Origin of the sequence: Brachybacterium vulturis, assembly GCF_002407185.1 — a bacterium.
GTDB lineage: Bacteria > Actinomycetota > Actinomycetes > Actinomycetales > Dermabacteraceae > Brachybacterium > Brachybacterium vulturis.
In genome coordinates, this window is sequence record NZ_CP023563.1 from 3,420,279 (window position 1) to 3,441,538 (window position 21,260).

General features: G+C 72.1%; 16 protein-coding genes. 10 read left to right on the top strand and 6 right to left on the bottom strand.

The window, feature by feature from the left end; translation table 11 throughout:
* Positions 1 to 103: 103 nt before the first annotated feature.
* The 9 genes from CFK38_RS15385 to CFK38_RS15425 all read left to right on the top strand — a co-directional run bounded on the left by CFK38_RS15385 (position 104) and on the right by CFK38_RS15425 (position 10,888).
* Positions 104 to 1,744 (top strand): ABC transporter substrate-binding protein, encoded by a 1,641-nt coding sequence (locus CFK38_RS15385; RefSeq protein ID WP_096803867.1) that lies wholly within the window; start codon positions 104 to 106, stop codon positions 1,742 to 1,744.
* A 118-nt stretch (positions 1,745 to 1,862) separates the two neighbouring features.
* A complete protein-coding gene (locus CFK38_RS15390; RefSeq protein ID WP_096803868.1) occupies positions 1,863 to 2,828 on the top strand; it encodes an ABC transporter permease in 966 nt (321 codons plus the stop codon).
* Between the two features lies 1 nt (position 2,829).
* Complete coding sequence (locus tag CFK38_RS15395; protein ID WP_096803869.1) at positions 2,830 to 4,890, top strand: dipeptide/oligopeptide/nickel ABC transporter permease/ATP-binding protein; 2,061 nt, start codon at positions 2,830 to 2,832, stop codon at positions 4,888 to 4,890.
* On the top strand, positions 4,887 to 5,711 hold the full coding sequence (locus tag CFK38_RS15400) for an ABC transporter ATP-binding protein (RefSeq protein ID WP_096803870.1): 825 nt from the start codon (positions 4,887 to 4,889) through the stop codon (positions 5,709 to 5,711). The genes CFK38_RS15395 and CFK38_RS15400 overlap by 4 nt, the downstream gene beginning before the upstream one ends.
* A gap of 44 nt (positions 5,712 to 5,755) precedes the next feature.
* Positions 5,756 to 6,730 (top strand): dihydrodipicolinate synthase family protein, encoded by a 975-nt coding sequence (locus CFK38_RS15405; RefSeq protein WP_096803871.1) that lies wholly within the window; start codon positions 5,756 to 5,758, stop codon positions 6,728 to 6,730.
* Positions 6,723 to 7,664 (top strand): ROK family protein, encoded by a 942-nt coding sequence (locus CFK38_RS15410; protein WP_096803872.1) that lies wholly within the window; start codon positions 6,723 to 6,725, stop codon positions 7,662 to 7,664. The genes CFK38_RS15405 and CFK38_RS15410 overlap by 8 nt, the downstream gene beginning before the upstream one ends.
* A gap of 67 nt (positions 7,665 to 7,731) precedes the next feature.
* Entirely contained in the window at positions 7,732 to 8,415 is a 684-nt protein-coding gene (locus CFK38_RS15415; RefSeq protein ID WP_096803873.1) for an N-acetylmannosamine-6-phosphate 2-epimerase, read from the top strand.
* Between the two features lie 86 nt (positions 8,416 to 8,501).
* A complete protein-coding gene (locus CFK38_RS15420; RefSeq protein WP_096803874.1) occupies positions 8,502 to 9,749 on the top strand; it encodes a sialidase family protein in 1,248 nt (415 codons plus the stop codon).
* On the top strand, positions 9,746 to 10,888 hold the full coding sequence (locus tag CFK38_RS15425; RefSeq protein WP_096803875.1) for a sialidase family protein: 1,143 nt from the start codon (positions 9,746 to 9,748) through the stop codon (positions 10,886 to 10,888). Before CFK38_RS15420 ends, CFK38_RS15425 begins: the two co-directional genes overlap by 4 nt.
* Positions 10,889 to 11,028: 140 nt before the next feature.
* Here the strand turns inward: CFK38_RS15425 and CFK38_RS17805 are convergent, their stop codons facing one another.
* Positions 11,029 to 13,731, bottom strand: coding sequence for a S8 family serine peptidase (locus CFK38_RS17805; RefSeq protein WP_096803876.1), 2,703 nt, complete (start codon positions 13,729 to 13,731; stop codon positions 11,029 to 11,031).
* A 205-nt stretch (positions 13,732 to 13,936) separates the two neighbouring features.
* Between CFK38_RS17805 and CFK38_RS15435 the strand changes: the two genes are divergently transcribed.
* Complete coding sequence (locus CFK38_RS15435) at positions 13,937 to 15,436, top strand: DUF2079 domain-containing protein (RefSeq protein WP_245851122.1); 1,500 nt, start codon at positions 13,937 to 13,939, stop codon at positions 15,434 to 15,436.
* A 35-nt stretch (positions 15,437 to 15,471) separates the two neighbouring features.
* On the opposite strand, the gene CFK38_RS15440 is transcribed toward CFK38_RS15435, so the two are convergent.
* The 5 genes from CFK38_RS15440 to CFK38_RS15460 form a co-directional block, all read right to left on the bottom strand.
* On the bottom strand, positions 15,472 to 16,293 hold the full coding sequence (locus tag CFK38_RS15440) for a hypothetical protein (protein WP_096803877.1): 822 nt from the start codon (positions 16,291 to 16,293) through the stop codon (positions 15,472 to 15,474).
* An 83-nt stretch (positions 16,294 to 16,376) separates the two neighbouring features.
* The gene (locus tag CFK38_RS15445; RefSeq protein WP_096804401.1) at positions 16,377 to 17,822 is read right to left on the bottom strand and encodes an alpha/beta fold hydrolase; all 1,446 of its coding nucleotides are present in this window, start codon (positions 17,820 to 17,822) and stop codon (positions 16,377 to 16,379) included.
* An 11-nt stretch (positions 17,823 to 17,833) separates the two neighbouring features.
* The gene (locus CFK38_RS15450; protein ID WP_218192316.1) at positions 17,834 to 18,460 is read right to left on the bottom strand and encodes a DinB family protein; all 627 of its coding nucleotides are present in this window, start codon (positions 18,458 to 18,460) and stop codon (positions 17,834 to 17,836) included.
* Positions 18,457 to 20,682, bottom strand: coding sequence for a prolyl oligopeptidase family serine peptidase (locus tag CFK38_RS15455; protein ID WP_096803878.1), 2,226 nt, complete (start codon positions 20,680 to 20,682; stop codon positions 18,457 to 18,459). The genes CFK38_RS15450 and CFK38_RS15455 overlap by 4 nt, the downstream gene beginning before the upstream one ends.
* Entirely contained in the window at positions 20,679 to 21,242 is a 564-nt protein-coding gene (locus CFK38_RS15460; protein WP_096803879.1) for a hypothetical protein, read from the bottom strand. The genes CFK38_RS15455 and CFK38_RS15460 overlap by 4 nt, the downstream gene beginning before the upstream one ends.
* Positions 21,243 to 21,260 lie beyond the last annotated feature (18 nt).

Consider the following 21,260-nt stretch of genomic DNA (forward strand, 5'->3'; position numbering starts at 1 on the left):
TATCTTCGCATGGCGGCGATGGTCCGCTGACTCACGAGGACGGACTCCCCACGACCCCGGCACCACACCTGCCGGGACCACCCAGAGAAGGGACGGATCAACGGTGATCACCACATCCACAGATCGGCTCGGACGGCGCGGCTTCCTCCGCGGCACCGCCGCCATCGCAGGCGCAGCCGGCGTCGTCGCCGGCATCGGCGCCTGCGCCCCCAGCGACGGCGGCGCCGGCTCCGGCGGCTCCGACGGCGGCGGCAGCGAGCCCGCCGGCGCGGCGGACCCCGACGGCCACATCGCCGCCGCCATCAGCTACGAGCTGGGGACCAACGGCTACGACCCAATGACCACGACGGCCGCCCTGACGATCGCGGTCAACTGGCACACCCTCGAGGGTCTGACCGAGCTGCACCCGGTCACCCGCGAGGCCTACGCGGCCCTGGCCACGGAGGTCCCCAGCGCGGACGGCACCAGCGTCGACGTGACCCTGCGCGACGGCGCCGTCTTCCACGACGGCTCCCCGGTGACCACCGAGGACGTCGTCTTCTCCTTCGAGCGCGTGCTGAACCCGGACAACGCCTCGCTGTACTCGCAGTTCATCCCCTTCATCGAGAAGGTCGAGGCGAAGGACGACACCACCGTCACCTTCACCCTCGCCTACCCCACCGGCGTGTTCGGCGAGCGCCTGTCGACGGTGAAGATCGTGCCCCGGGCGGCCGTCGAGGCGGATCCGAAGGCCTTCGACTCCCACCCCATCGGCACCGGCCCCTGGAAGATGACCGACAACGGCGCGGCCTCCAAGATCGTCGAGTTCGAGCGCTTCGAGGACTACACCGGCGAGATGCCCGCACAGGCCGCCACCATGGCCTGGCAGATCATCCCCGATGCGGCGACCCGCACCAATGCGCTGCAGTCGGGATCGGTCCAGGCGATGGACTCCGTGCCCTACCTGTCGATCGATCAGATGAAGGCCACCAGCGACGTCGAATCGGTGGGTGGCTTCGGGCTGCTGTTCGCCATGTTCAACAACGCTCCCGACAACCCTTTCAACGACGTCCGCAATCGCCAGGCGTTCCTGTACGCGATCGACATGGAGAAGGTCATCTCCACCGGTCTCAGCGGCCAGGCCACCGCGGCGAGCTGCTTCGTCCAGCCCGAGCACCCGAACTACAAGGAGGCCTCGACGGTCTACTCCCTGGACACGGAGAAGGCCAAGGCGCTGTTCGCCGAGACCGGCCTGACCTCCTTCCGGATGCTGGTGACCGATCACGGCTGGGTCCAGCAGTGCACCCCGATCATCCTGGAGTCGCTGACGGCCCTGGGCCTGGACGTCTCCTTCGAGCAGAAGCAGTCGGCCGACGTGTACAACACGATCGACACGAACCCCGACGCCTACGACGTGATGATCGCCCCCGGCGATCCCTCGGTGTTCGGCAATGATCCCGACCTGCTGATGCGCTGGTGGTACGGCGGCGACCTCTGGACCGATGTCCGCATGCACTGGAAGGGCACCGGCAGCTACGACGAGGTCCAGCAGATGCTCGACGAGGCGCTGTCGACCGCGGACACCGCCAAGCAGGAGGAGCTCTGGGGGCAGCTGTTCGATCTGCTCTCCGAGGACGTCCCGCTGTACCCGCTGTTCCATCGCAAGTCCCCCACCGCCTGGGACGGCTCCACACTGGTCGACTTCGAGCCGATCTCGCTGACGGGGCTGAGCTTCGTCGGCGTCGGCACCACGAAGTCCGCCTGAGTCCCGCCGCACCGGGGCCGGCCCTGCGCCGGCCCCGGCGCCCCGGTGCCCTTCGGCCCCGGTCCTCGGGGGCGTCCCGCCCCACTGATCCGCAGCACCCCACCCTTCGGAGAACCTCGTGTCCCACCTCGTCCGACTGATCGGACGGCGTCTTGTCGCGCTGCCCGTCATGATCCTCGGCGTCGCACTGCTGGTGTTCGTCATCATGTCGTTCTCGCCCTCGGACCCCGCACGGCTGGCCCTGGGCAACGCCGCCTCCCTGGAGGCGCTGGAGAACTACCGCGAGGCCAACGGCCTCAACGACCCCCTATGGCTGCGCTACTTCACCTTCGTCGCCGGACTGGTCCGCGGTGACCTGGGCACCACCAGCGGCAACGTGCCGGTCCTCGACGTGGTCACGCAGGCCTTCCCCATCACCCTGCAGCTCACCTTCCTGGGCCTGCTGGTCGCGATCGTGATCTCCGCCGTGCTCGGTGTCCTCGCCGCCCTGTTCCGCGACGGCTGGGTCGACCAGGTCATCCGCGTGCTGTCCATCGCGGCGCTGGCCACCCCGTCCTTCTGGCTCGCGATCCTGATGATCCAGTGGCTGGGCGAGGTCCCGGGCGGCTGGGGCATGTTCCCCGCCCTGGTGACCCGCTGGGTACCGCTGGCCGAGGATCCCGCGACCTATCTGCGCAACGTCGCACTGCCGGCGCTGGCGCTGGGCGTCCCGGTGGCCGGCTCGCTGATCCGCGTGGTCCGCACCGCGATGGTCGAGGAGCTGGACCGCGACTACGTGCGCACCGCCCTGGGCGCCGGCGTCCCCTACCCGATCGTGGTCAGCCGCAACGTGCTGCGCAACGCCCTGATCACCCCGGTGACCGTGCTGGGCCTGCGGGTCGGCTACCTGATGGGCGGCGCGGTGATCATCGAGATCATCTTCAACATCCAGGCCATGGGCCAGCTGATCCTCGACGGCGTGACCCGCAACGACGTGTTCCTGGTCCAGGGCGTCACGCTCGTGGTGGCCATCGCCTTCATCGTCGTGAACATCGCCGTGGACGTGCTGTATGTCCTCATCAATCCCCGCATCAGGAGCGTCTGACATGCGACCGAAGCTCGGATCCCGTCTCCAGTCCGTCAGCGGCAGCCCGCTGGCGCCCCTGACCGCCCTGCCCTGGACCAGCCGCATCGCCCTGGCCTTCCTGTCGCTGCTGGCGCTGGTCTCGCTGTTCGCCCCGTTCGTGGCCCCCTACGACCCGCTGGCCACCGGCACTCCCGTGCTGCCGCCCAGCGCCGAGCACTGGCTGGGCACGGACGCCATCGGGCGCGACATCCTCTCCCGCGTCCTGCACGGCTCGCGCGCCTCGCTGCTGATCGGCCTGTGCGCGACCGGCGCGGCGCTGATCGCCGCGATGGTGCTGGGCTCCTTCGCCGCCACCGCCGCGAAGCTGCCCTCCGAGATCCTGATGCGCGCCCTGGACGTGGTGATGTCCTTCCCCGGCATCGCCCTGGCCGCGGTGTTCGTCGCCGTGTTCGGCACCTCGCTGCCGGTGCTGATCTTCGCGATCGGCTTCCTGTACGTGCCGCAGCTGGCCCGCGTGGTGCGCGCCAACGTGCTCTCCCAGTTCGGCGAGGACTACGTCGCCGCATCCCGGGTGATGGGCGCCTCCACCCCGTGGATCCTCGCCAAGCACGTGGCCCGCAACTGCATCGCCCCCATCATGGTGTTCGCGACCGTGCTGGTCGCCGACGCGATCGTGCTGGAGGCCTCGCTGTCCTTCATCAACGCGGGCGTCCAGCCGCCGAATCCCTCCTGGGGCAACATCCTGGCCGACGGCAAGCAGCTGCTGCTGTCCGGCTACTGGTGGCCCACCTTCTTCCCGGGCCTTTCGATCCTGCTGACGGTGCTGTCGCTGAACGTCCTGTCCGAGGGACTGACGGACGCGATGGCCAGCCCGCGGGTGCGCGCCACCGTCGACGTCGAGGCCGATGAGCAGGCGCTGCTCGAGGCCGAGGGCTCCGCCCACATCGGCGGGGCCGAGCACCCGACGGCCGGGACCGACCCGTCCGCGACGACGGAGCAGCACCGCACCTTCGGCATGATCGATGCGGAGACCTCGCAGCAGCAGCTGAGCCGCTCGCTGGCCGCGCTGCGCCGGGCCGAGCTGGAGCGTCCCGAGCGTCCGGGCCTGGACGGCACCCGTCCCCCGCTGCTGAAGGTCACCGATCTGCGCGTCTCCTTCCCGGACGCGCACGGCGAGGTCGACATCCTCGACGGCGTCTCCTTCGAGGTCCGCCCCGGCGAGACCATGGGTCTGGTCGGCGAGTCCGGCTCCGGCAAGTCGGTGGCGAGCCTGGCCGTCATGGGGCTGCTGCCGGCCACCGCGCGGATCAGCGGCAGCGTGGAGATGAACGGGACCGATCTGCTCACGCTCGCGCCGAAGCAGCTCAACGCCCTGCGCGGCCACGAGATCGCGATGATCTACCAGGACGCGCTGAGCTCGCTGAACCCCTCGATGCTGATCCGTTCCCAGATGGCGCAGCTGACCCGGCGCGGCGGCACCCGCAGCGCCGAGGAGCTGCTGGACCTGGTGGGCCTGGATGCGCAGCGCACCCTGTCCGCGTATCCGCACGAGCTCTCCGGCGGCCAGCGCCAGCGCGTGCTGATCGCGATGGCCCTGACCCGCGATCCGAAGCTGGTGATCGCCGACGAGCCCACCACCGCGCTGGACGTCACCGTGCAGAAGCAGGTCGTGGACCTGCTCAACGAGCTGCGCGAGGAGCTGGGCTTCGCGATGATCTTCGTCAGCCACGACCTGGCGCTGATCTCCCAGCTGGCCGACCGCATCACCGTGATGTACGCCGGTCAGGTGATGGAGCAGGCCAGCACCCATGAGCTGCTGATCGATCCGCGTCACGAGTACACCCGCGGCCTGCTGGGCTCGGTGCTGTCGATCGAGGCGGGCGCCGACCGGCTCCACCAGGTGGCCGGCACCGTCCCCTCCCCGCGCGACTTCGCCACCGGTGACCGCTTCGCCCCGCGCTCGCTGGACCCCTCGGCCGATCCCACCGCCCGCCCCAGGCTGGTCGTCGTCGGCGAGGGCGATCACCGGGTCGCCACCACCGGGGACGTCCCGGCCGCACTGGAAGGAGACCCGCGATGACCACCCCCGCCTCGAGCCCCGCGCCGGCCGCGGAGACCACCGCCCCCACTCTCGAGCTGCAGGACGTGCACGTGGTGCACAAGCTCCGCACCGGCGGGCTGCTGCGTCCGGACACCATCCGGGCGGTGGACGGCGTGAGCGTCGCCGTGCGCCGCGGCGAGGTGCTCGGCATCGTCGGCGAGTCCGGGTCCGGGAAGTCGACCCTGGCCCGGGTGATGACCGGTCTGCAGCCCGTCACCAGCGGCGCGGTCCTGTTCAACGGCACGCCGATGGGACAGCACCGCTCGCATCGCAAGGAGCTGGGACGCACCGTCTCGGTGGTGTTCCAGGACCCGTCCACCGCTCTGAACCCGCGCCTGCCGGTGCGGGAGACGCTCATGGACCCGCTGCGCGTGCACGGCATCGGCACCGAGCGGGAGCGGCTGTCCCGGGTCAAGGATCTGCTGCACCTGGTCGGGCTGCCCCAGTCCGCGATCGAGGTGCTGCCGCGGCAGATCTCCGGCGGGCAGCGCCAGCGCGTGGCGATCGCCCGCGCCCTGGCCCTGGAGCCGCAGATAATCGTCGCCGACGAACCCACCAGCGCCCTGGACGTCTCCGTCCGCGCTCAGGTGCTGAACCTGCTCACCGATCTCAAGCAGGAGCTGGGGCTGGGTCTGGTGTTCATCTCCCACGACATGAGCACCGTCCGCTTCATCTCCGACTCGATCATCGTCATGAACCACGGGAAGGTGATCGAGCACGACTCGGCCGCGCAGATCTTCACCGAGGCGAAGGACGAGTACACCCGCAGCCTGCTGGCCGCGGCGCCGTCACTGCTGTGAGCGCCGCACCCCCCTCACCGTCTTCCCGAAGGAGCACCACCGCCATGACCACCACCTCCGCCCCGCTGACCGGCGTCGTCCCCCCGCTGCTGACCCCGCTGACCGCTGAGGGGGACATCGATCTGCCCTCGCTCGAGCGTCTGGTGGGCCACCTCCTCGAGGGCGGCGTCGACGGCATCTTCGCCCTCGGCTCCAGCGGTGAGATCGCCTTCTGGGACGACCAGCGCCGCGCCGACGTGCTGGAGGCGGTCACCGGGACCGTCGCCGGGCAGGTGCCGGTGATCGCCGGCGTGATCGACATGCAGACCGACCGCGTCATCCAGCACGTGCGCGCGGCCGAGCGCTTCGACCTGGCCGGCTACGTCGCGACCGCACCGTTCTACGCGATCACCGGTCCGGAGGAGATCGACACCCACTTCCGCGCCATCGCCGCTGCGACCGACCGCCCGCTGTGGGCCTACGACCTCCCGGTGTGCGTGCACACGAAGCTGGCCCCCGCCCAGCTGCTGCGCCTGGGGACCGACGGCGTGATCGCCGGGGTCAAGGACTCCAGCGGGGACGACGTCGCCTTCCGCCTGCTGGCCGGGGCGAACCGGGCCGCCGGCTCGCCGCTGAAGCTGCTGTCCGGCCACGAGGTGGTCGTGGACGGCGCCTACCTCTCGGGGGCCGACGGCTCCGTGCCGGGACTGGGCAACGTGGATCCGGCCGGGTACGCGCGCATGCACAGGGCCGCTCAGGCCGGCGACTGGGAGCAGGTGCGCGCCGAGCAGGACCGGCTCGCGCAGCTGTTCGAGATCGTCTTCCAGCCCACCGGCAAGGTCGGTCCCGCGGCCGGCGTCGGCGCCTTCAAGACCGCGCTGCGGGAGCTGGGGATCTTCTCCACCAACACGATGGCCCGGCCCATGTCCCCGATCGAGGGGGATGCCGTGGGCCGTATCCGCGCGATCCTCGAGCAGACGGGTCTGCTCAGCGGCGCCGAGGGCGGCAGCGGGACGGCGGCCGGGGTCGCGGGTGCCTGATCCGGTCCTCGCCCTCGACCTCGGGGGCACCAAGATCCGCGGCGCGCTGGTGCACGGCGCAGGGACGCCGGGCCCCGGCGCGGCACCGCACCTCGAGCGGGTGGCCGAGGTGGCCACTCCCGCGACCGCCGGTCCGGAGGCGATCCTCGGGGCCGCCACGCAGCTGGCCGAGCAGATCTGCTCCGGGGCCCGCGTGAGCGCGGTGGGGCTGTCCTCCGCCGGGGTCATCGACAGCGGTCGCGGGCGCGTCACCCACGCCACCGCCTCCCTCGCCGGCTGGGCCGGCACCGATGTGCGCACCCCGCTGGAGGATCGCTTCGGGGTACCGGTCAGCGTGCTCAACGACGTCCACGCCCACGGGCTGGGCGAGGCCCGTTTCGGCACCGGCCGCGACCGCGCCTCGATGCTGCTGATCGCGGTGGGCACCGGGATCGGCGGCGCTCAGGTGATCGCGGGTCGGGCCGTGCTCGGCGCCCACGGCGCCGCCGGTCACGTCGGCCACGTCCCGGTGCCGGAGGCCGAGGGCGTCCCCTGCCCCTGCGGACGGACCGGGCACCTCGAGGGGCTCGCCTCGGGTCCCGGGATCGTGCGGCTCGCTCGTCGGCTCGGGGCCGACGCCTCCGTGCACGACGGGCACTCCCTCGCCGCCGCGGCCGCGGCCGGTGCGAGCCCGGCGCTGACGGCGTACCGTACCGCCGGTCTCGCCACGGGCCGGGTGATCGGTGGTCTGCTGAACGTGCTGGATCCCGAGGTCGTGGCCCTCACCGGCGGTGTCGCCGAGGTCGGAGGAGCCTGGCACGAGGCCGTGAGGTGCGGCATCGCGCAGGAGGCGATGGACGTCGTCGCCGACACCCCCGTGCTCTCCGCGACCGCCGGCAGCCATGCCGCGCTGCTCGGCGCCGCCGCCCGCGCCCTCGACGAGATGCCCGCCTGAGATCCCGGCTCCCCACATCCCGCTCCCCACATCACGCTCCTCCCCGACTGCTGAAGGACTCACTCCCATGCATCCTCTGGTCTCCGCCCTCGAGGGCTCCCTGATCGTCTCCTGCCAGGCCTATCCCGGTGAGCCGATGCAGGATCCGCGCACCATGGCGCAGGTCGCCTCCGCGGTGCAGCAGGGCGGGGCCTCCGCGGTGCGCGCCCAGGGGCTCGAGGAGATCGCTCAGGTGACGTCCGCCGTGGACGTCCCGGTGATCGGGATCTGGAAGGACGGCGTGGACGGGGTCTTCATCACCCCCACCCTCGAGCACTGCCTGGCGGTGATCGAGGCGGGCGCCGACATCCTCGCCCTGGACGGCACCACCCGTCCCCGACCCGATGGCCGGACCCTCGCCCAGACCGTCTCCGCGGTGCGGGAGCACTTCGACGGACCGCTGATGGCGGACTGCGACAGCCTCGACTCCGCCCTGGCCGCCGCGGAGCTCGGGATCGAGATCATCGGCACCACCCTGGCCGGCTACACCCCGGCCCGTCCGCGGACCGAGGGTCCCGACCTCGAACTGCTCGGCGAGCTCGCCCGGCAGCTGCCCCCGACCTCGGTGCTGGTCGCCGAGGGCCGGGTGCACACCCCCCTGCAGGCGGCCGACGCCCGCGCCACCGGAGCATTCGCGGTCGTGGTCGGCACCGCGATCACCCACCCGACCAGCATCACCCGCTGGTTCCGCACCGCCGTCGCGGACGCCTGAGGCCTCGACGGCGTGCCCGACGCTCTCGCGCCCTGATCGCGGGGAGCGAGCCCCAGAAGGAAACCCCCGATGAAGGAGAATCCCCGATGGATGCACGTATGACCCGCCGCGGCCTGCTCGGCACGGCCGCCGCTGTGACCGCTCTGGGCACCGGTGCCACCGCCGCGACCGCCGATGGCACCCGCTCTCCTGCCGGATCCGCCGCCCTGCCTCCCGTGAAGGACCACGGCCGCCGTCAGGGCACCTACCAGGAGCAGGTGCTCGCCGCGCCCGGCGACTGGGGAGTGCTGAACTTCCGCATCCCGGCCCTGGCCGTGGCCCCGAACGGCGACCTGCTGGCCGCCTTCGACAAGCGTCCCGTGCACGGCGACTCCCCCGCCCCGAACTCGATCTGGCAGCGTCGCTCGCGCGATGGTGGGCTCACCTGGGAGGAGCCCACGGTGGTGCGTGCTGGCCTGGAGTCCGAGGTCCCCGGGGAGAAGCTCGGCTACTCCGATCCCTCCTATGTGGTGGACACCGAGACCGGGACGATCTTCCTGTTCTGCGTGTTCTCCAAGGACACCGGTGTGTGGAACAGCGAGTACGGCAACGACGACGCGGATCGTCGCGTGATGAGCGCGAACCTCAGCGTCAGCCACGACTCGGGCGAGACCTGGGAGCACCGCTCGGTCACCGAGGTCGTCAAGCCCGAGAACTGCCGGGCCATGTTCGCCTCCTCCGGCGCCGGCATCCAGCTGCGCTACGGGAAGCATCAGGGCCGCCTGATCCAGCAGTACGCGGGCTGGTTCCGCAACGATGCCGGCGGCGAGGACGTCTCGGCGTACTCGGTCTACTCCGACGACCACGGGGAGACCTGGACCATGGGCACGCCCGTGGGCACCCAGATGGACGAGAACAAGGTCGCCGAGCTCTCCGACGGCACGGTCATGCTGAACTCCCGCGAGCACGTGCGCACCGGGCACCGCTGGGTGGCGCTCAGCCACGACGGCGGCGAGACCTACCAGGATCTGCACCGGGATCCGAGCCTGGTCGATCCGGGCAACAACGCACAGCTCACCCGCGCCTACCCCGAGGCGCCGCAGGGCTCCGCGAAGGCGAAGGTGCTGCTGTTCTCCCACGCGGACCACGTCCCCGATGCGCGCCTGAACGGCACGATCGAGATCTCGACCGACGACGGTGCCGGCTGGGCGCGCAAGCGGGTGTTCGCACCGGGCGCCTGCCAGTATTCTGTGATCATCCCCGTGGGCCGTGACGAGTTCCTCCTCGCCTACGAGGGTGACCAGGAGACCATCATGATCGCGCGTCTGGACATGGCGTGGATCCTGTCCCGATGATCTCCCTCGGCGCGTCCCCGGCACCGGTGCCCGACGCCCCCGTGCCCCACACCGTGCTCGCCCGCGCCGGCCAGGGGCCCTGGCCCCGGTACCGCATCGTGGGTCTCGTCCACCTCGGGGACGGGCACCTGCTCGCGGGCTTCGACGGCCGGGAGACCGGCCAGGACGTCCCCGACCCGACGGGTCTGGTGCAGCGGCGATCACTGGACGGCGGCCGCACCTGGGGCCCCTTCGAGAGCCTCCGGGATGCGGACCGCACCGGCCGGCACTGGTACTGCGACCCCAGCTATCTCCACGACCCCGCCTCGGGGCGGGTGCTGGTCTTCCACACCCATGCGAAGGATCGCGGGGTGTGGGACGCGGTCGCCGGCACCGATGACGCGGACCGGGACGTGATGGGCTCCGCCGTCGGCATCTCCGAGGACCAGGGCCGCAGCTGGGAGTTCCGGTCGGTGACCGAGGTCGCCGCTCCCCCGGCGCTGATCCGCACCGCCTTCCCCACCTCCGGGGCGGGCATCGTGCTGCGACGCGGTCCGAATGCGGGACGGCTGCTGCAGCCGTACTGCGGGTGGTTCCGCGACGGCGGCCGCGCGGGTGAGGGGCCGACCGACGGCGAGGTGGTGCGCTCCTACGTGCTCTACTCCGACGACCACGGCGAGACCTGGCACCGCTGCGCCCCCGTGGGCGAGGACATGGACGAGACCACGATCGTGGAGCTCTCCGACGGCCGGGTGCTGCTGAACTCGCGCGACCACGCCCGCGGCGGGCATCGGCGCGTCGCCGTCTCCGCCGATGGCGGCGTGAGCTGGGAGGACCGCGGGATCGATCCGCAGTTCGTCGATCCCGGCAACAACGCCCAGCTGGCCGGACGGTTCCCAGAGCTCGGCAGCGAGGATCCGCGGGCGCGGGAGCTGCTGTTCACGGGCGCCCACGACCGTTTCGCACGGGTCCGCGGCACAGTGAGCACCTCGCACGACGACGGGGAGACCTGGCGGGAGGCGCTCGTGTTCGAGCCCGGACCGCTGGACTACTCCGTGGTCCAGGCCCTGGACGACGGAGCGCTCGGCATCCTCTGGGAGGTCGAGGCGCGGGAGATCCGCTTCGCCCGGATCGAGGCGGAGGATCTGCCCACCGGCTGACCTCTGCACGCTCATCGCAGGCCACAGCAGAGGGCGGGGGCGGCATCCATCGGATGCCGTCCCCGCCCTCGTGAGAGGTCCGCTCCCGGGAGTCCGCCGACTGCGGGTCAGCACAGCGGGTCCCCGGGCCGCTGCTCAGCTCAGCGCGCCCCGGGCTTGCCCGGCTTCGGGTTGTCGATCGTGAACTGCGGGGAGGTGAAGGTCTCCCAGTGGTACGGGTTGTCCGGGTCACCGAGGGGCTTCAGCACCCGCATCTCGAGGAGGTACGTCCCGTTCTTCACGGTCTTGGTCTTCTGGTTCTTCAGCGCGTAGCTGCCGTCCCAGCCGTAGACCTCGGGTGCCGCGGAGCGGCCCAGGTGGTCGGCGGCATCGATCAGGCCGACGGAGGGGTTGACCGGCTTGGCCTTCCCGCCCCCGTTGATCCTGTACGCCTGGATCTCCAGGCGCTCGACGGGGTAGCCGAAGTAGTACGCGATGTAGGGGATGTCCCCGTCCTGCATCGTGTAGGTGTGGCCGCCGTCGGGATCCAGCAGCACGCTGCCGGCCCCGTCGCTCACCCCGAGGACGGGCAGGCCCATCCCCTGGTCGTCCAGCACCGGCAGCGCCTGGTAGTCACCGGAGAGTCCGGCGAAGGGGACGACGAGGTCGTCCTCCGCGCCGGTCAGGGTGATCCAGCCGCCGAAGATGATGCCGTCCTCGCCGAAGTCCTCGCCGAGGGTGACGGTGAGCTCGGTGCTGCTGTGCGCGGCGACCGTGACAGCGTCCGAGCCTGGCTCGACGGTGGCCGCAGCGTCATAGAAGCCGGGGTCGAAGGTCGGGTGGCTGGTGGCGATGCCGTGCTGGACGCCGACGGTGTAGGTCTGCTCTGCCTCTGAGTCGTTGCTGACGGTGAGCGTGACGGTCTGCGGACCGTCCTCGCCCTCGCCGAGGGACACCGAGGCCTCCTGGACCCGGGTCGCGGTGTGCACTGCGCCGACCATGTCGAGCAGGCCCGCGCCCTGGCGGTGGACCGGCTCGAGGTAGCCCACATCCGGCATCAGCGACCAGGTCAGCGGGTCCGCGGTGTTCATCATCGCGGTCTTGACCCCGGCGGGTGCGAGATCCGGCGCCGACTCCAGCAGCAGGGCCGCCGCGCCGGCGACGTGCGGTGCCGCCATCGAGGTGCCGGACATGGAGCCGTGCCCGCCCTGCTCGAGCGGGATCGTGGACCAGATCGAACCGCCCGGGGCGGAGACGTCGGGCTTGAGCTGCAGCTCAGCGGTCAGGCCGTAGGACGAGAAGTCCGAGACGAGGCCCCCGGTGGGGTTCTCGAAGACCGCCGCCCCCTGCTGCCAGGCCCAGGTCACATCGCCGGAGGTGAGCTGCTCCTGCAGGGCGAGGCCGTCGTCCTGGCCGATCATGACCACGGGGATCGTGATCGCCGGGTCGCCCTCGACGGTCGGGTTCACGACACCGGGGGCGTTGTTGTAGAGGATCACGGCGTCGTATCCGGCCTCCTGGCCCGCGAGCGCCTTGAGGTGGAAGGAGCAGACGCCGCGCTCGATGAGCAGGGCCTGGCCCGCACCGGTGGCCGGTGGGACCACGGAGGCGTCGCAGGCCTGCGCGGCCTCGGTGCCCGGGGCGCCGGCCGAGACCAGCGCGAGCTCTCCGGCGGTCGGGACGGCGGCCGTGCTGCCGGTCGCCGGGCCGTAGGCGATCTCCTGGCCCGCTGCGACGGCGTAGGGCGCGCGGCGGTCGGTGTTGTCCACCGAGGCGACCGTGATCGCGTCGGAGGCGACGCCGGGGGCGCCGCTCGAGAAGGTCCCGGCCCTTCCTTCGTTGCCCGCGGAGATCACCATGGTGATCCCGTTGTCGGTCATCACGTCGGACATCTGCGCGGTGGGGTAGTCCTGCCAGGTCACGAAGCTCGCGCCGAGGGACATGTTGACCACGTCGGCGCCGTCCTCCATCGCCTGCTCCATCGCCTCGAGGATCACCTCGGTGCTGCTGGAGCCTTCGCAGCCGAACACCCGGTAGGAGAGCAGATCGGCGCCGGGGGCCACGCCGAGCACGCCGCCGGTGGAGGGGTCGCCGCCGGCGCCGATGATGCCGGCGACGTGGGAGCCGTGACCGCCGCAGTCATCGGGATACTCGTCCGGGGAGACGGGGGTCCCCTCGGCGGAGTCGTAGGCATCGCCCACGAAGTCGAAGCCGCCGATCACCCGGTCGTTCGGGAAGTCCTCCGCCTGGTCCTCGACGCCGGAGCCGCCGAGATCGGGGTGGTTGTAGTCGATGCCGGAGTCGATGACGGCGACCGTCACGCCCTCACCGCTCAGGCCGTCGACCTGCTGGACCTGATCCACGCCGGTCATGGCGTTGCCGTAGACGTCCTCCGGAGCGGCGTCGACCGGCTCGGGCATCTCGACCTCGAGCACGGGATAGACCGCCGTCACGCCGGGCACCGTGCGGAGCTCGGCGACGTCCGTGTCGTCCATCGCGACGGACATGCCGTTCCAGCCGGAGACGAAGGTCTCCTGGACGTCCATCGGGATCTCGGCGGCCTCGGCCCGCTCGTGGACCTTCTCCTGTGCGCGCGAGTTCACCGAGGCCTTGCCGCCGCGGAGCACGGGATCGCCCGAGACCTCGACGAGCCAGCGGCCCGGGATCGCGGTCTCGGCCGCATCCAGGACGTCATCGGGCGTGGGGACGTCGACGCCGAGTTCGGAGGCGGTGCCGAGGAGCTCGGGAGAGTCCCCCTCGGCCAGGGCGGGCGGGGCCACCAGCAGGCCGGCCACGAGGGCGGCGCCGGCGCCGGCCGCGAGCGCACCGCGGGGTCTGGGCAGATCTGGGCGGGTGAAGTGCATCGTCGCATTCCTCCGGGGATGGGATGGGAGTGGGGGTGCTGCGCGTCCTCGCGCCCGGAGATCCCGGTCGCACCACCGCCCAGCATTCCATCATGGAGCACCCGATCGTGCGGGCGAACGGCGAAATCGGTACCGAGGGATCGCCGGCGCCGATCCCGGCACCGTCCTCGGAGCGGCACCGGATCCTCCCGTATACGCTCGCGGGGTGGACCGCCCGAACGACCCCTCAGCCCCATCGGCCGGCGAGCCGGCCGGTGGCGCCGTGCCCGGTGCCGGGGCGGTCGCGGCGCCCGCCGCACAGCAGCCCCCGGTGCACGCCGCAGAGCGCGCGGTGCAGCGGACCCGTCGCCTCGCGCCGGTCGCGCTCGCGCTGGTGGCGACCCTCGCCTACGGCCTGCTGGGCTCCCTGCAGTACCGCCACCTGGTCGCCCGGTCCTGGGACCTGGGGATCTTCACCCAGCTCGCCCGGGCCTACGGCGAGCTGCGCGCCCCGATCGTGCCGATCAAGGGCGACGGCGTGAACCTGCTGGGCGATCATTTCCACCCGCTGCTGGTGCTGCTGGCGCCCGTGTGGTGGGTGTGGCCCTCGGGGGAAGCGCTGCTGTGGACGCAGGCGCTGCTGTTCGGACTCTCCGCGATCCCGCTGACGCGCCTGGCGATCGACCGGCTGGGGCCCGGTCTCGGCACCCTCGCCGGCGGTGCCTATGTGTTCTCCTTCGGGCTGCAGTCCGCGGTCTCGGTGCAGTTCCACGAGATCGCCTTCGCGGTCCCGCTGCTGGCGCTGTCGCTGACGGCGCTGCTGCGCGGGAGGGTCTCCGCAGCCGTGCTCTGGGCGGCGCCGCTGGTCTTCGTCAAGGAGGATCTGGGCCTGACCGTCGCGCTGCTCGGAGGGCTCATCGCGCTGCGGCACCGCCCCCACCGCGCGGAGGGCATCGCGCTGGCCTGCTGGGGCACCGGCTGGTTCGTGCTGTCGACCTTCGTGATCCTGCCGTGGCTGAACACCGCCGGGCAGTACGACTACACCGACAACCTGGGCTCGGCGCTGGAGGTGTTCTGGCCGCCGATGAAGTGGCTGACGGTGCTGATGCTGCTGCTGGTGGCGGGACTGATCGGGGGTCGTTCTCCGCTGATCGCGCTGATGCTCCCCACCCTCGCATGGCGCTTCACCGGGACGGTCGAGTTCTACTGGGACTGGTACTGGCACTACAACGCCGTGCTGATGCCGATCGCGCTGGCCGCGCTGCTCGACGCGCTCGGGGACCGGCGCACGGGACGCGCCACGGCCGGGTGGCGTCGGGATGCACCGCGGCCGGTGCGGTGGGTCCGCGTCACCGCGGTCACGGCCTCCGCGGCGGTGACCCTCGCGCTGGGTCCGGCGATGCCGGTGCTGGAGGTGCTGCGGCCCTCGACGTGGGAGCCGACCTGGCGGGCACCGAGCGCGGCCGAGGCGCTGGAGGCGGTGCCCGACGGCGCGGTGCTCGCCGTGGACATCACGCTCATGGCCCACGCCGTCCCGGACCATGACGTGCAGTGGTTGCACGGCCCCAATCAGCGCGTTCCCGACTGCGTGCTCAGCGACGACTACGCCTTCTCCTGGTCAGGCACCCCGCCGGCGGATACCGCGGTCTGGGCGGAGCAGGAGTGGGGCGTCGCCTATCAGCAGGTGTATGCGGACGGCGGGTTCACGGTGGTGTGCCGGAGATAGCGGCGGAAGCCGCCGGCCATGGCGGCCGGGCGCGGCTACGGGGTCGTCGACGAGTCGACGGTTCCCCCGGCTGCCCCGTCACCGGTCTCGCCGGCCCCCTCGCCCGAGCTCTCCTCCGAGCCCTCCGAGGGGCTCGTCGTGCCGGGATCCACGGGGTCGGTCTGCCCGGTCGGCTCCTCCGGTCCGGTCTCGTCGGTCGGCTCCGCAGGCGGCGTCACGGTCGGTTCCTCGGTCGACTCCTCGGTCGGTGTCTCACTCTCCTCCGCGGTCGGCGTGCCCGTCGCATCGGGCGTGCTCGACGGCTGCTCCACGGGCGCGGACTCCGGCGCCGTGGGAGTGGTCTGCCCACCGGACCCGTTCCCGGTCGGCGCATCGCCGCGGCCGTTCCCGTGCCCGGAGGTGCCGGAGCCTCCTCCGCGGCGTCCGCTGTCGGAGGAGCCGCGGTGACGGTCGCTCCGACGCTCCTGGTCGGCCTCGGTGGGGGCCGGGTCGGTGGCGGGCGCCGACGGTTCCGCGGTCGCTGCGCCCTCGGTCTCCGACGGCGTCCCGGTCGGGAGGGACTCGTCCTCCGTCGGTTCCTCCTCGGGGGTGTGCGCGGGGGTCGGGGTCCCGGTCGTCGCCGCGGTCCCGCCGCCGTCGGAGGGGGCGGGCGTCAGCGGGTCCGACTCCGCCGGGTGCTCGGGGGCATCACCGGCGAGGGCGGCGAGAGGCCCCAGCCCGGCCGCGCCGAAGCCGGTGACCGTGCCGACCCCGACGATGCTGGCGACGGCCAGGGCCCGCAGCAGGCTCTGCTGCGAGGTCAGCGGCACCGCGGCGCGGATCCCGGTGGCCCGGCGTCGTCCCCTGCTGCCCCGCATCTGTGCCCCCTCTGCCCCGCTTCATGTCGTCAGAGGTCAGCGTACTGTTCCCGCGCCCACTTCCCCATACCCGGGGGCGGTTCTCACACCGGGTCCGCGCGGTCGATGCCGCCCCGGCGACCGAGGTGCGAGCGGGGGTCGATCTGGGCCTTCGCGCGCAGGTTCCGTTCACGCTCGGCCCGGGCCGAGGCCAGGCGCAGCCGCCAGGGGGAGAGCCGTTCCGCGGCCAGTGCGATCTGCAGGCCGCGAGACAGCGCCAGATCCGCGGCCGAGACGGGCAGTGCGGCCAGCTCCGCGGCACGCTCGGGCAGCAGCTGCGCCGTCCCGCAGGCGCTCCAGCGGGCAGCCACCTGGAGGATCCGGCTGCGGGTGTCGAGGATCGAGTGGCGGGCTCCGGGGACCTCGAGCAGTCGCGCCGAGGGGATCCTGGCTGCGAGGTCACGGGCGATCTGCGGCGGCGAGACCAGGTCCTGGGTGCCGGTGAGCACCAGGGTCGGAGCAGTGATCGCCGGGGCCAGCTCATGGAGGTCCAGCTGCTCTCCCCGGAACGGCGGCACGGCCCGGGCCTGCTCCGCCTCGAGCAGCAGCGGATCCAGCGGACCGCCGTCGGCGTGGTGGCCGCCACCGAGCTCGGTATGCGAGATCCGGGCGGTCAGATCGTGCTCGACGACGTAGGGAGTGGACTGCAGCCAGGACTGGTTCAGCACCTGGCGCACGCTGGTCCAGGTCAGGCTCCCGCGGCCCACGGCCAGCAGATCGACCAGCTCGCGCACCGCCTCCGGCCCCCCGTGCTCGTGGACGGCCAGCACCACCGGGCCCGCCCGCTGGGCGTCGATCGTGCCCTCCTGCGCCAGCCGGCGCAGGGTCCGGGCGGTGGTGGCGGTGGCCGGCTCGGCCCCGACCCAGTACCGGTCCCGCAGGGCCTGCTGGGCGATGGCCTCGTCCCCGGCACTGGTCAGCGGGGAGTCGAGCACCAGGGAGTGCACCCGCTGCGGGTGGAGGATCGCGAGCATCTGGGCGAGGTAGGCGCCGTAGCCGCTGCCCACCACCGCGGCCTGCTCGATGCGCGCATGATCGAGCACGGCGAGCAGATCCCCGATCACCTCGCGCAGGGTCATCACCTGCGCCGGCAGGTCCTCGCCGGTCGCATCCAGCCGGGACAGGCCCACCCCGCGGTGCTCCATCATCAGCACGTCCAGTCCGCGGCCGGCCAGGCTGCGGCGCAGCACGTCGTAGGGCAGCACCGAGGCCCGCGCGGGCCCGTCGGGGATCAGCAGCACCGGCACCTGCGGCCGGGCGATGCCCGAGGGCGGCCGCACCCGGGCGGGCCCGCTCGCGAGCGGACGCGACGACCCGGCGCGCGTACGACGCGGGACGGTGCGGGCATAGCGCAGCGGGAACAGCCGCGGATCGTCGGCCGAGAACTCCCGGTAGACGGTCATCAGGTCGTTGCGCAGCTGCAGCAGGTCGTCCTGTGCCGCCCGGTCGAAGAAATCGGGCGTCAGGGACAGCGCGGAGGCGGGTGACACGGGGGCGGCGCTCACTCTCCGGTCCGGCCGTCCAGCAGCTCCACCAGGATGTCGAGCTGCCCGGCATGGCGCGCGGTCTCCTCGACCATATGGGTCAGCACCCAGCGCACCGTCCGCACCTCGTTCCCGCCATGGAGCTCCTCCGCGGGCTCTCGACCGCTGAGCTGGGACCGGGACTGCTCGGTCGCGCCGCGGTAGTCGCCGAGGGCCTCCTCCAGCGAGGCCCCGGCCGCAAGCACCCACTCGCTCTCGGTGTCGTGGCCGTCGGACCAGCGGTAGCCGACGTCCTCGAGCGGGACCCCGCCGAGGACCTCCCGGAACCAGTACCGCTCGGTGTCCGCCAGATGACGGAGCATCCCGGTGACGGTGGTGTCGGAGCCGACCAGGTGCCGCGCGGCCTGCTCGTCGCTCAGAGGGGCGGCCTTCCGCAGCACCGTGGCGCGCAGGAAGTCCAGGAAGCCCTCCAGCGTCTCCTGCTCCCCCGCCAGCAGCGGCGGCTCCGGTCGTCCGTCGGCCGTGGCATCGGTGCCGACGGGCTCCGCTCCCGGGGCCCCGGGGGCGTCCTGCTCCGCGGCGAGCCGGTCCACGAGCGTGTCCAGGTCCTCGACCGCGCCGCGGAGCGAGGCGGGATCGCTCACGAGTCCGCTCCGATCGTGGCCCACAGGAAGGTGTACAGCAGGGCGTTCATCCTGGCAGCCTGCTCGTTGGTGGCCGCTCCCCCGTGACCGCCCTCGATGTTCTCCCAGTAGCGCACATCGGCCGAGAGGGACTCCATCGCGGCGGTGAACTTCCGGGCGTGCCCGGGGTGGACGCGGTCGTCGCGGGTGGAGGTCAGCACGAAGGTGGGCGGGTACTCCTCTGCGCGGTCCTCCGCGAGCAGGTGGTACGGGCTGACGGTGCGCAGGTACTCCCAGTCCTCGGTGTCCGGGTCCCCGTACTCCGCCATCCAGGAGGCCCCGGCGAGCAGGTGGCTGTAACGCTTCATGTCCAGCAGCGGCACCTGGATGATCACCGCCCCGAACAGCTCCGGGTACTGGGTGAGCATGTTGCCGGTGAGCAGACCGCCGTTGGAGCCGCCGCGCACGGCGAGGTGATCGCGATCGGTCACCCCGCGCTCCAGCAGGTCCTTCGCCACCGAGGAGAAGTCCTCGAAGGCGCGGTGGCGGTGCTCCTTGAGCGCGGCCTGGTGCCAGCGGGGGCCGTACTCGCCGCCGCCGCGGATGTTGGCCAGCACGTAGGTGCCGCCCCGTTCCAGCCAGGCCTTGCCGATCCCGCCGAGGTAGGACGGGGTCAGGGAGATCTCGAAGCCGCCGTAGCCGTACAGCAGCGTGGGCCGCGGAGCGTCGGCGTCCGCTGCCTCGCCGTCCTCCCCCGCGGCGTCGAGCCGCGAGATCTCGAAGTAGGGGATGCGGGTGCCGTCGTCGCTGGTCGCGAAATGCTGGCTGACATCGAGGCCTTCGGCGTCGAAGCGTGCCGGGGCGGACTTGATCAGGGCGAGCTCTCCGGCCTCGCCGTCGCCGGGGACCGCGGAGAGATCACCCAGCAGCAGCCGGGTGGGCTCGATGAAGTCGGTGACCGTCACCCACACCTCGTCGCTCTCGTCGGCGTCGACCGCGGCGACCCCGAGCGCGCCGCGCAGCTCGGGGTACAGGTCCCGCTGCACCCAGGTGCCGTGCTCGTCACGGGTGTGGACCTCGAGGCGGTGGACGACGTCCTCGAGGATCGAGAGCACCACCGTGGTGCGGGTGATCGTCATGTCCGCCAGCGAGGTGGTCGCGGTGGGCTCGAACAGCATGTGCAGCTCGGGCTCGCCGTCCTGGAAGCGGGCGAAGTCACCGACCACCAGGGAGCCGGCCGGATAGGTCGACTCCCCGACCTCCCAGTCGCTCCGCGGACAGAAGATGCCCAGGTCCCGGTGGGCGTTGGCCTCGAGGTCGGCGGGGACGTCGACCTGCTGCAGCAGGGGCGGCTGCTGCGAACGGTCCACCACGTGCACCGTCATGTCGTAGAAGGCGTGCGCCTCGATCACCCAGTCCCGCTCCCAGCCGGGGGTCGAGTCGTGGGCGGCGAAGACGGCCATGTCCGACTCGGGCACCTCGTGGACCAGCTCCGCCTCCTGGAGCGTGGTGCCGCGATGCCAGATCCGGGCCTGCCGGGCGTAGCCGGAGCTGGTCATGGTGCCCTCACCGAAATCGGTCGCGACCCACACGGTGTCGGCGTCGATCCAGCTCAGGGAGCCCTTGGCCTCGGGGCGCTCGAAGCCGCCCTCGGCGGCCGGCACGAACCGGCGGGTCTCGAGGTCGAACTCGCGGGTGACGTCGGCGTCCGCCCCGCCGTGGGAGAGGTCGATCAGGGCATGGCGGTAGGGCTCGTCGGAGTCCTGTCCGGCGGGGTCCTGTCCGGCGGGGCGCAGCAGGCGGGCTCCGTGCCACACCCAGTCCTCGCCCTCGGCCTCGTTCAGCGCATCGACGTCCAGCAGCACGTCCCATTCGGGATCGTCCGTGCGGTAGGAGTCCAGGGTGGTGCGGCGCCACAGCCCCCGCTCGTGCTCGGCATCGGTCCAGAAGTTGTAGAGGTGGTCCCCGCGCTTGGTGACGCCGGGGATGCGGTCCTTCGCGTCGAGGATCTCCAGGATCTGGTCCTGCAGCGTCGCGGCCAGCGGCGCGCCGGAGGGGTGCTGCGGATCGGCGACCGCGTCGAGCTCGGTCTCGGCGCCGGCATTGCGCTCCTTGACCCAGGCCAGTGCGTCCTCGCCGGTGACCTCCTCGAGCCACTGATGGGGATCGGTGCTGCCGTCGGCGGCGGGAAGCTGCGGGTGGGTCTGCCGGGCGGTGCCGGAGTGCGGAGCTGGCTCTGTCATCGGTTCTCCTGGTCGAAGGCGGTGAAGTCGGCAAGGACGCGCTTCCAGGCGGTCTTCCAGACCTCCCGGCCCTCCGCGGTCTCGATGCCCTTGTGCTCGAGACCCAGGGTGCAGCGTCCCTCGTCCTTGGCGGTGATGTTCACCGAGAGTCGCGTCCCGTCATCCACCGCTGCGCGCCAGTAGCGCCAGCTCGCGGTGTCGGTGAGGGCGGGCTCGGCGAGACCGAGCTCCTCGCGGCGCCCCGGTGTCATGAATGCCACCCAGCGGGCCCGCACGGAATCCGGATCGCCGGGCACGGTGCGGGAGGCGGAGGCGGCGAAGTCCCCCTCGCAGCTCTGACCCACCACACGGCGCCCGATGATCTGCTCGTAGGCCACGGTCACGCCCTGCGCCCACCAGTCGCTGATCTCCCACTGCTGCGGCAGCATCCGGGCGATCGAGGCGTGGTCGAGGTCGCGGCCACCGGCCTCGTCGAGCCGCTGGGTCCACTCGGCCAGCGGCACCCCGGTGGCGGCCCCGATCCGGGCGGCATGGGGGTGCTCCTGCGGAGGGATGGTCATGGGGCCACCCTACGGCGG

Bases quoted from the DNA above. Each gene is read 5' to 3' on its own strand.
- CFK38_RS15455 (WP_096803878.1), bottom strand. From the start codon at position 20,682: ATGACAGAGCCAGCTCCGCACTCCGGCACCGCCCGGCAGACCCACCCG.
- CFK38_RS15405 (WP_096803871.1), top strand. From the start codon at position 5,756: ATGACCACCACCTCCGCCCCGCTGACCGGCGTCGTCCCCCCGCTGCTG.
- CFK38_RS17805 (WP_096803876.1), bottom strand. From the start codon at position 13,731: ATGCACTTCACCCGCCCAGATCTGCCCAGACCCCGCGGTGCGCTCGCG.
- CFK38_RS15415 (WP_096803873.1), top strand. From the start codon at position 7,732: ATGCATCCTCTGGTCTCCGCCCTCGAGGGCTCCCTGATCGTCTCCTGC.
- CFK38_RS15460 (WP_096803879.1), bottom strand. From the start codon at position 21,242: ATGACCATCCCTCCGCAGGAGCACCCCCATGCCGCCCGGATCGGGGCC.
- CFK38_RS15400 (WP_096803870.1), top strand. From the start codon at position 4,887: ATGACCACCCCCGCCTCGAGCCCCGCGCCGGCCGCGGAGACCACCGCC.
- CFK38_RS15395 (WP_096803869.1), top strand. From the start codon at position 2,830: ATGCGACCGAAGCTCGGATCCCGTCTCCAGTCCGTCAGCGGCAGCCCG.
- CFK38_RS15425 (WP_096803875.1), top strand. From the start codon at position 9,746: ATGATCTCCCTCGGCGCGTCCCCGGCACCGGTGCCCGACGCCCCCGTG.
- CFK38_RS15420 (WP_096803874.1), top strand. From the start codon at position 8,502: ATGGATGCACGTATGACCCGCCGCGGCCTGCTCGGCACGGCCGCCGCT.
- CFK38_RS15440 (WP_096803877.1), bottom strand. From the start codon at position 16,293: ATGCGGGGCAGCAGGGGACGACGCCGGGCCACCGGGATCCGCGCCGCG.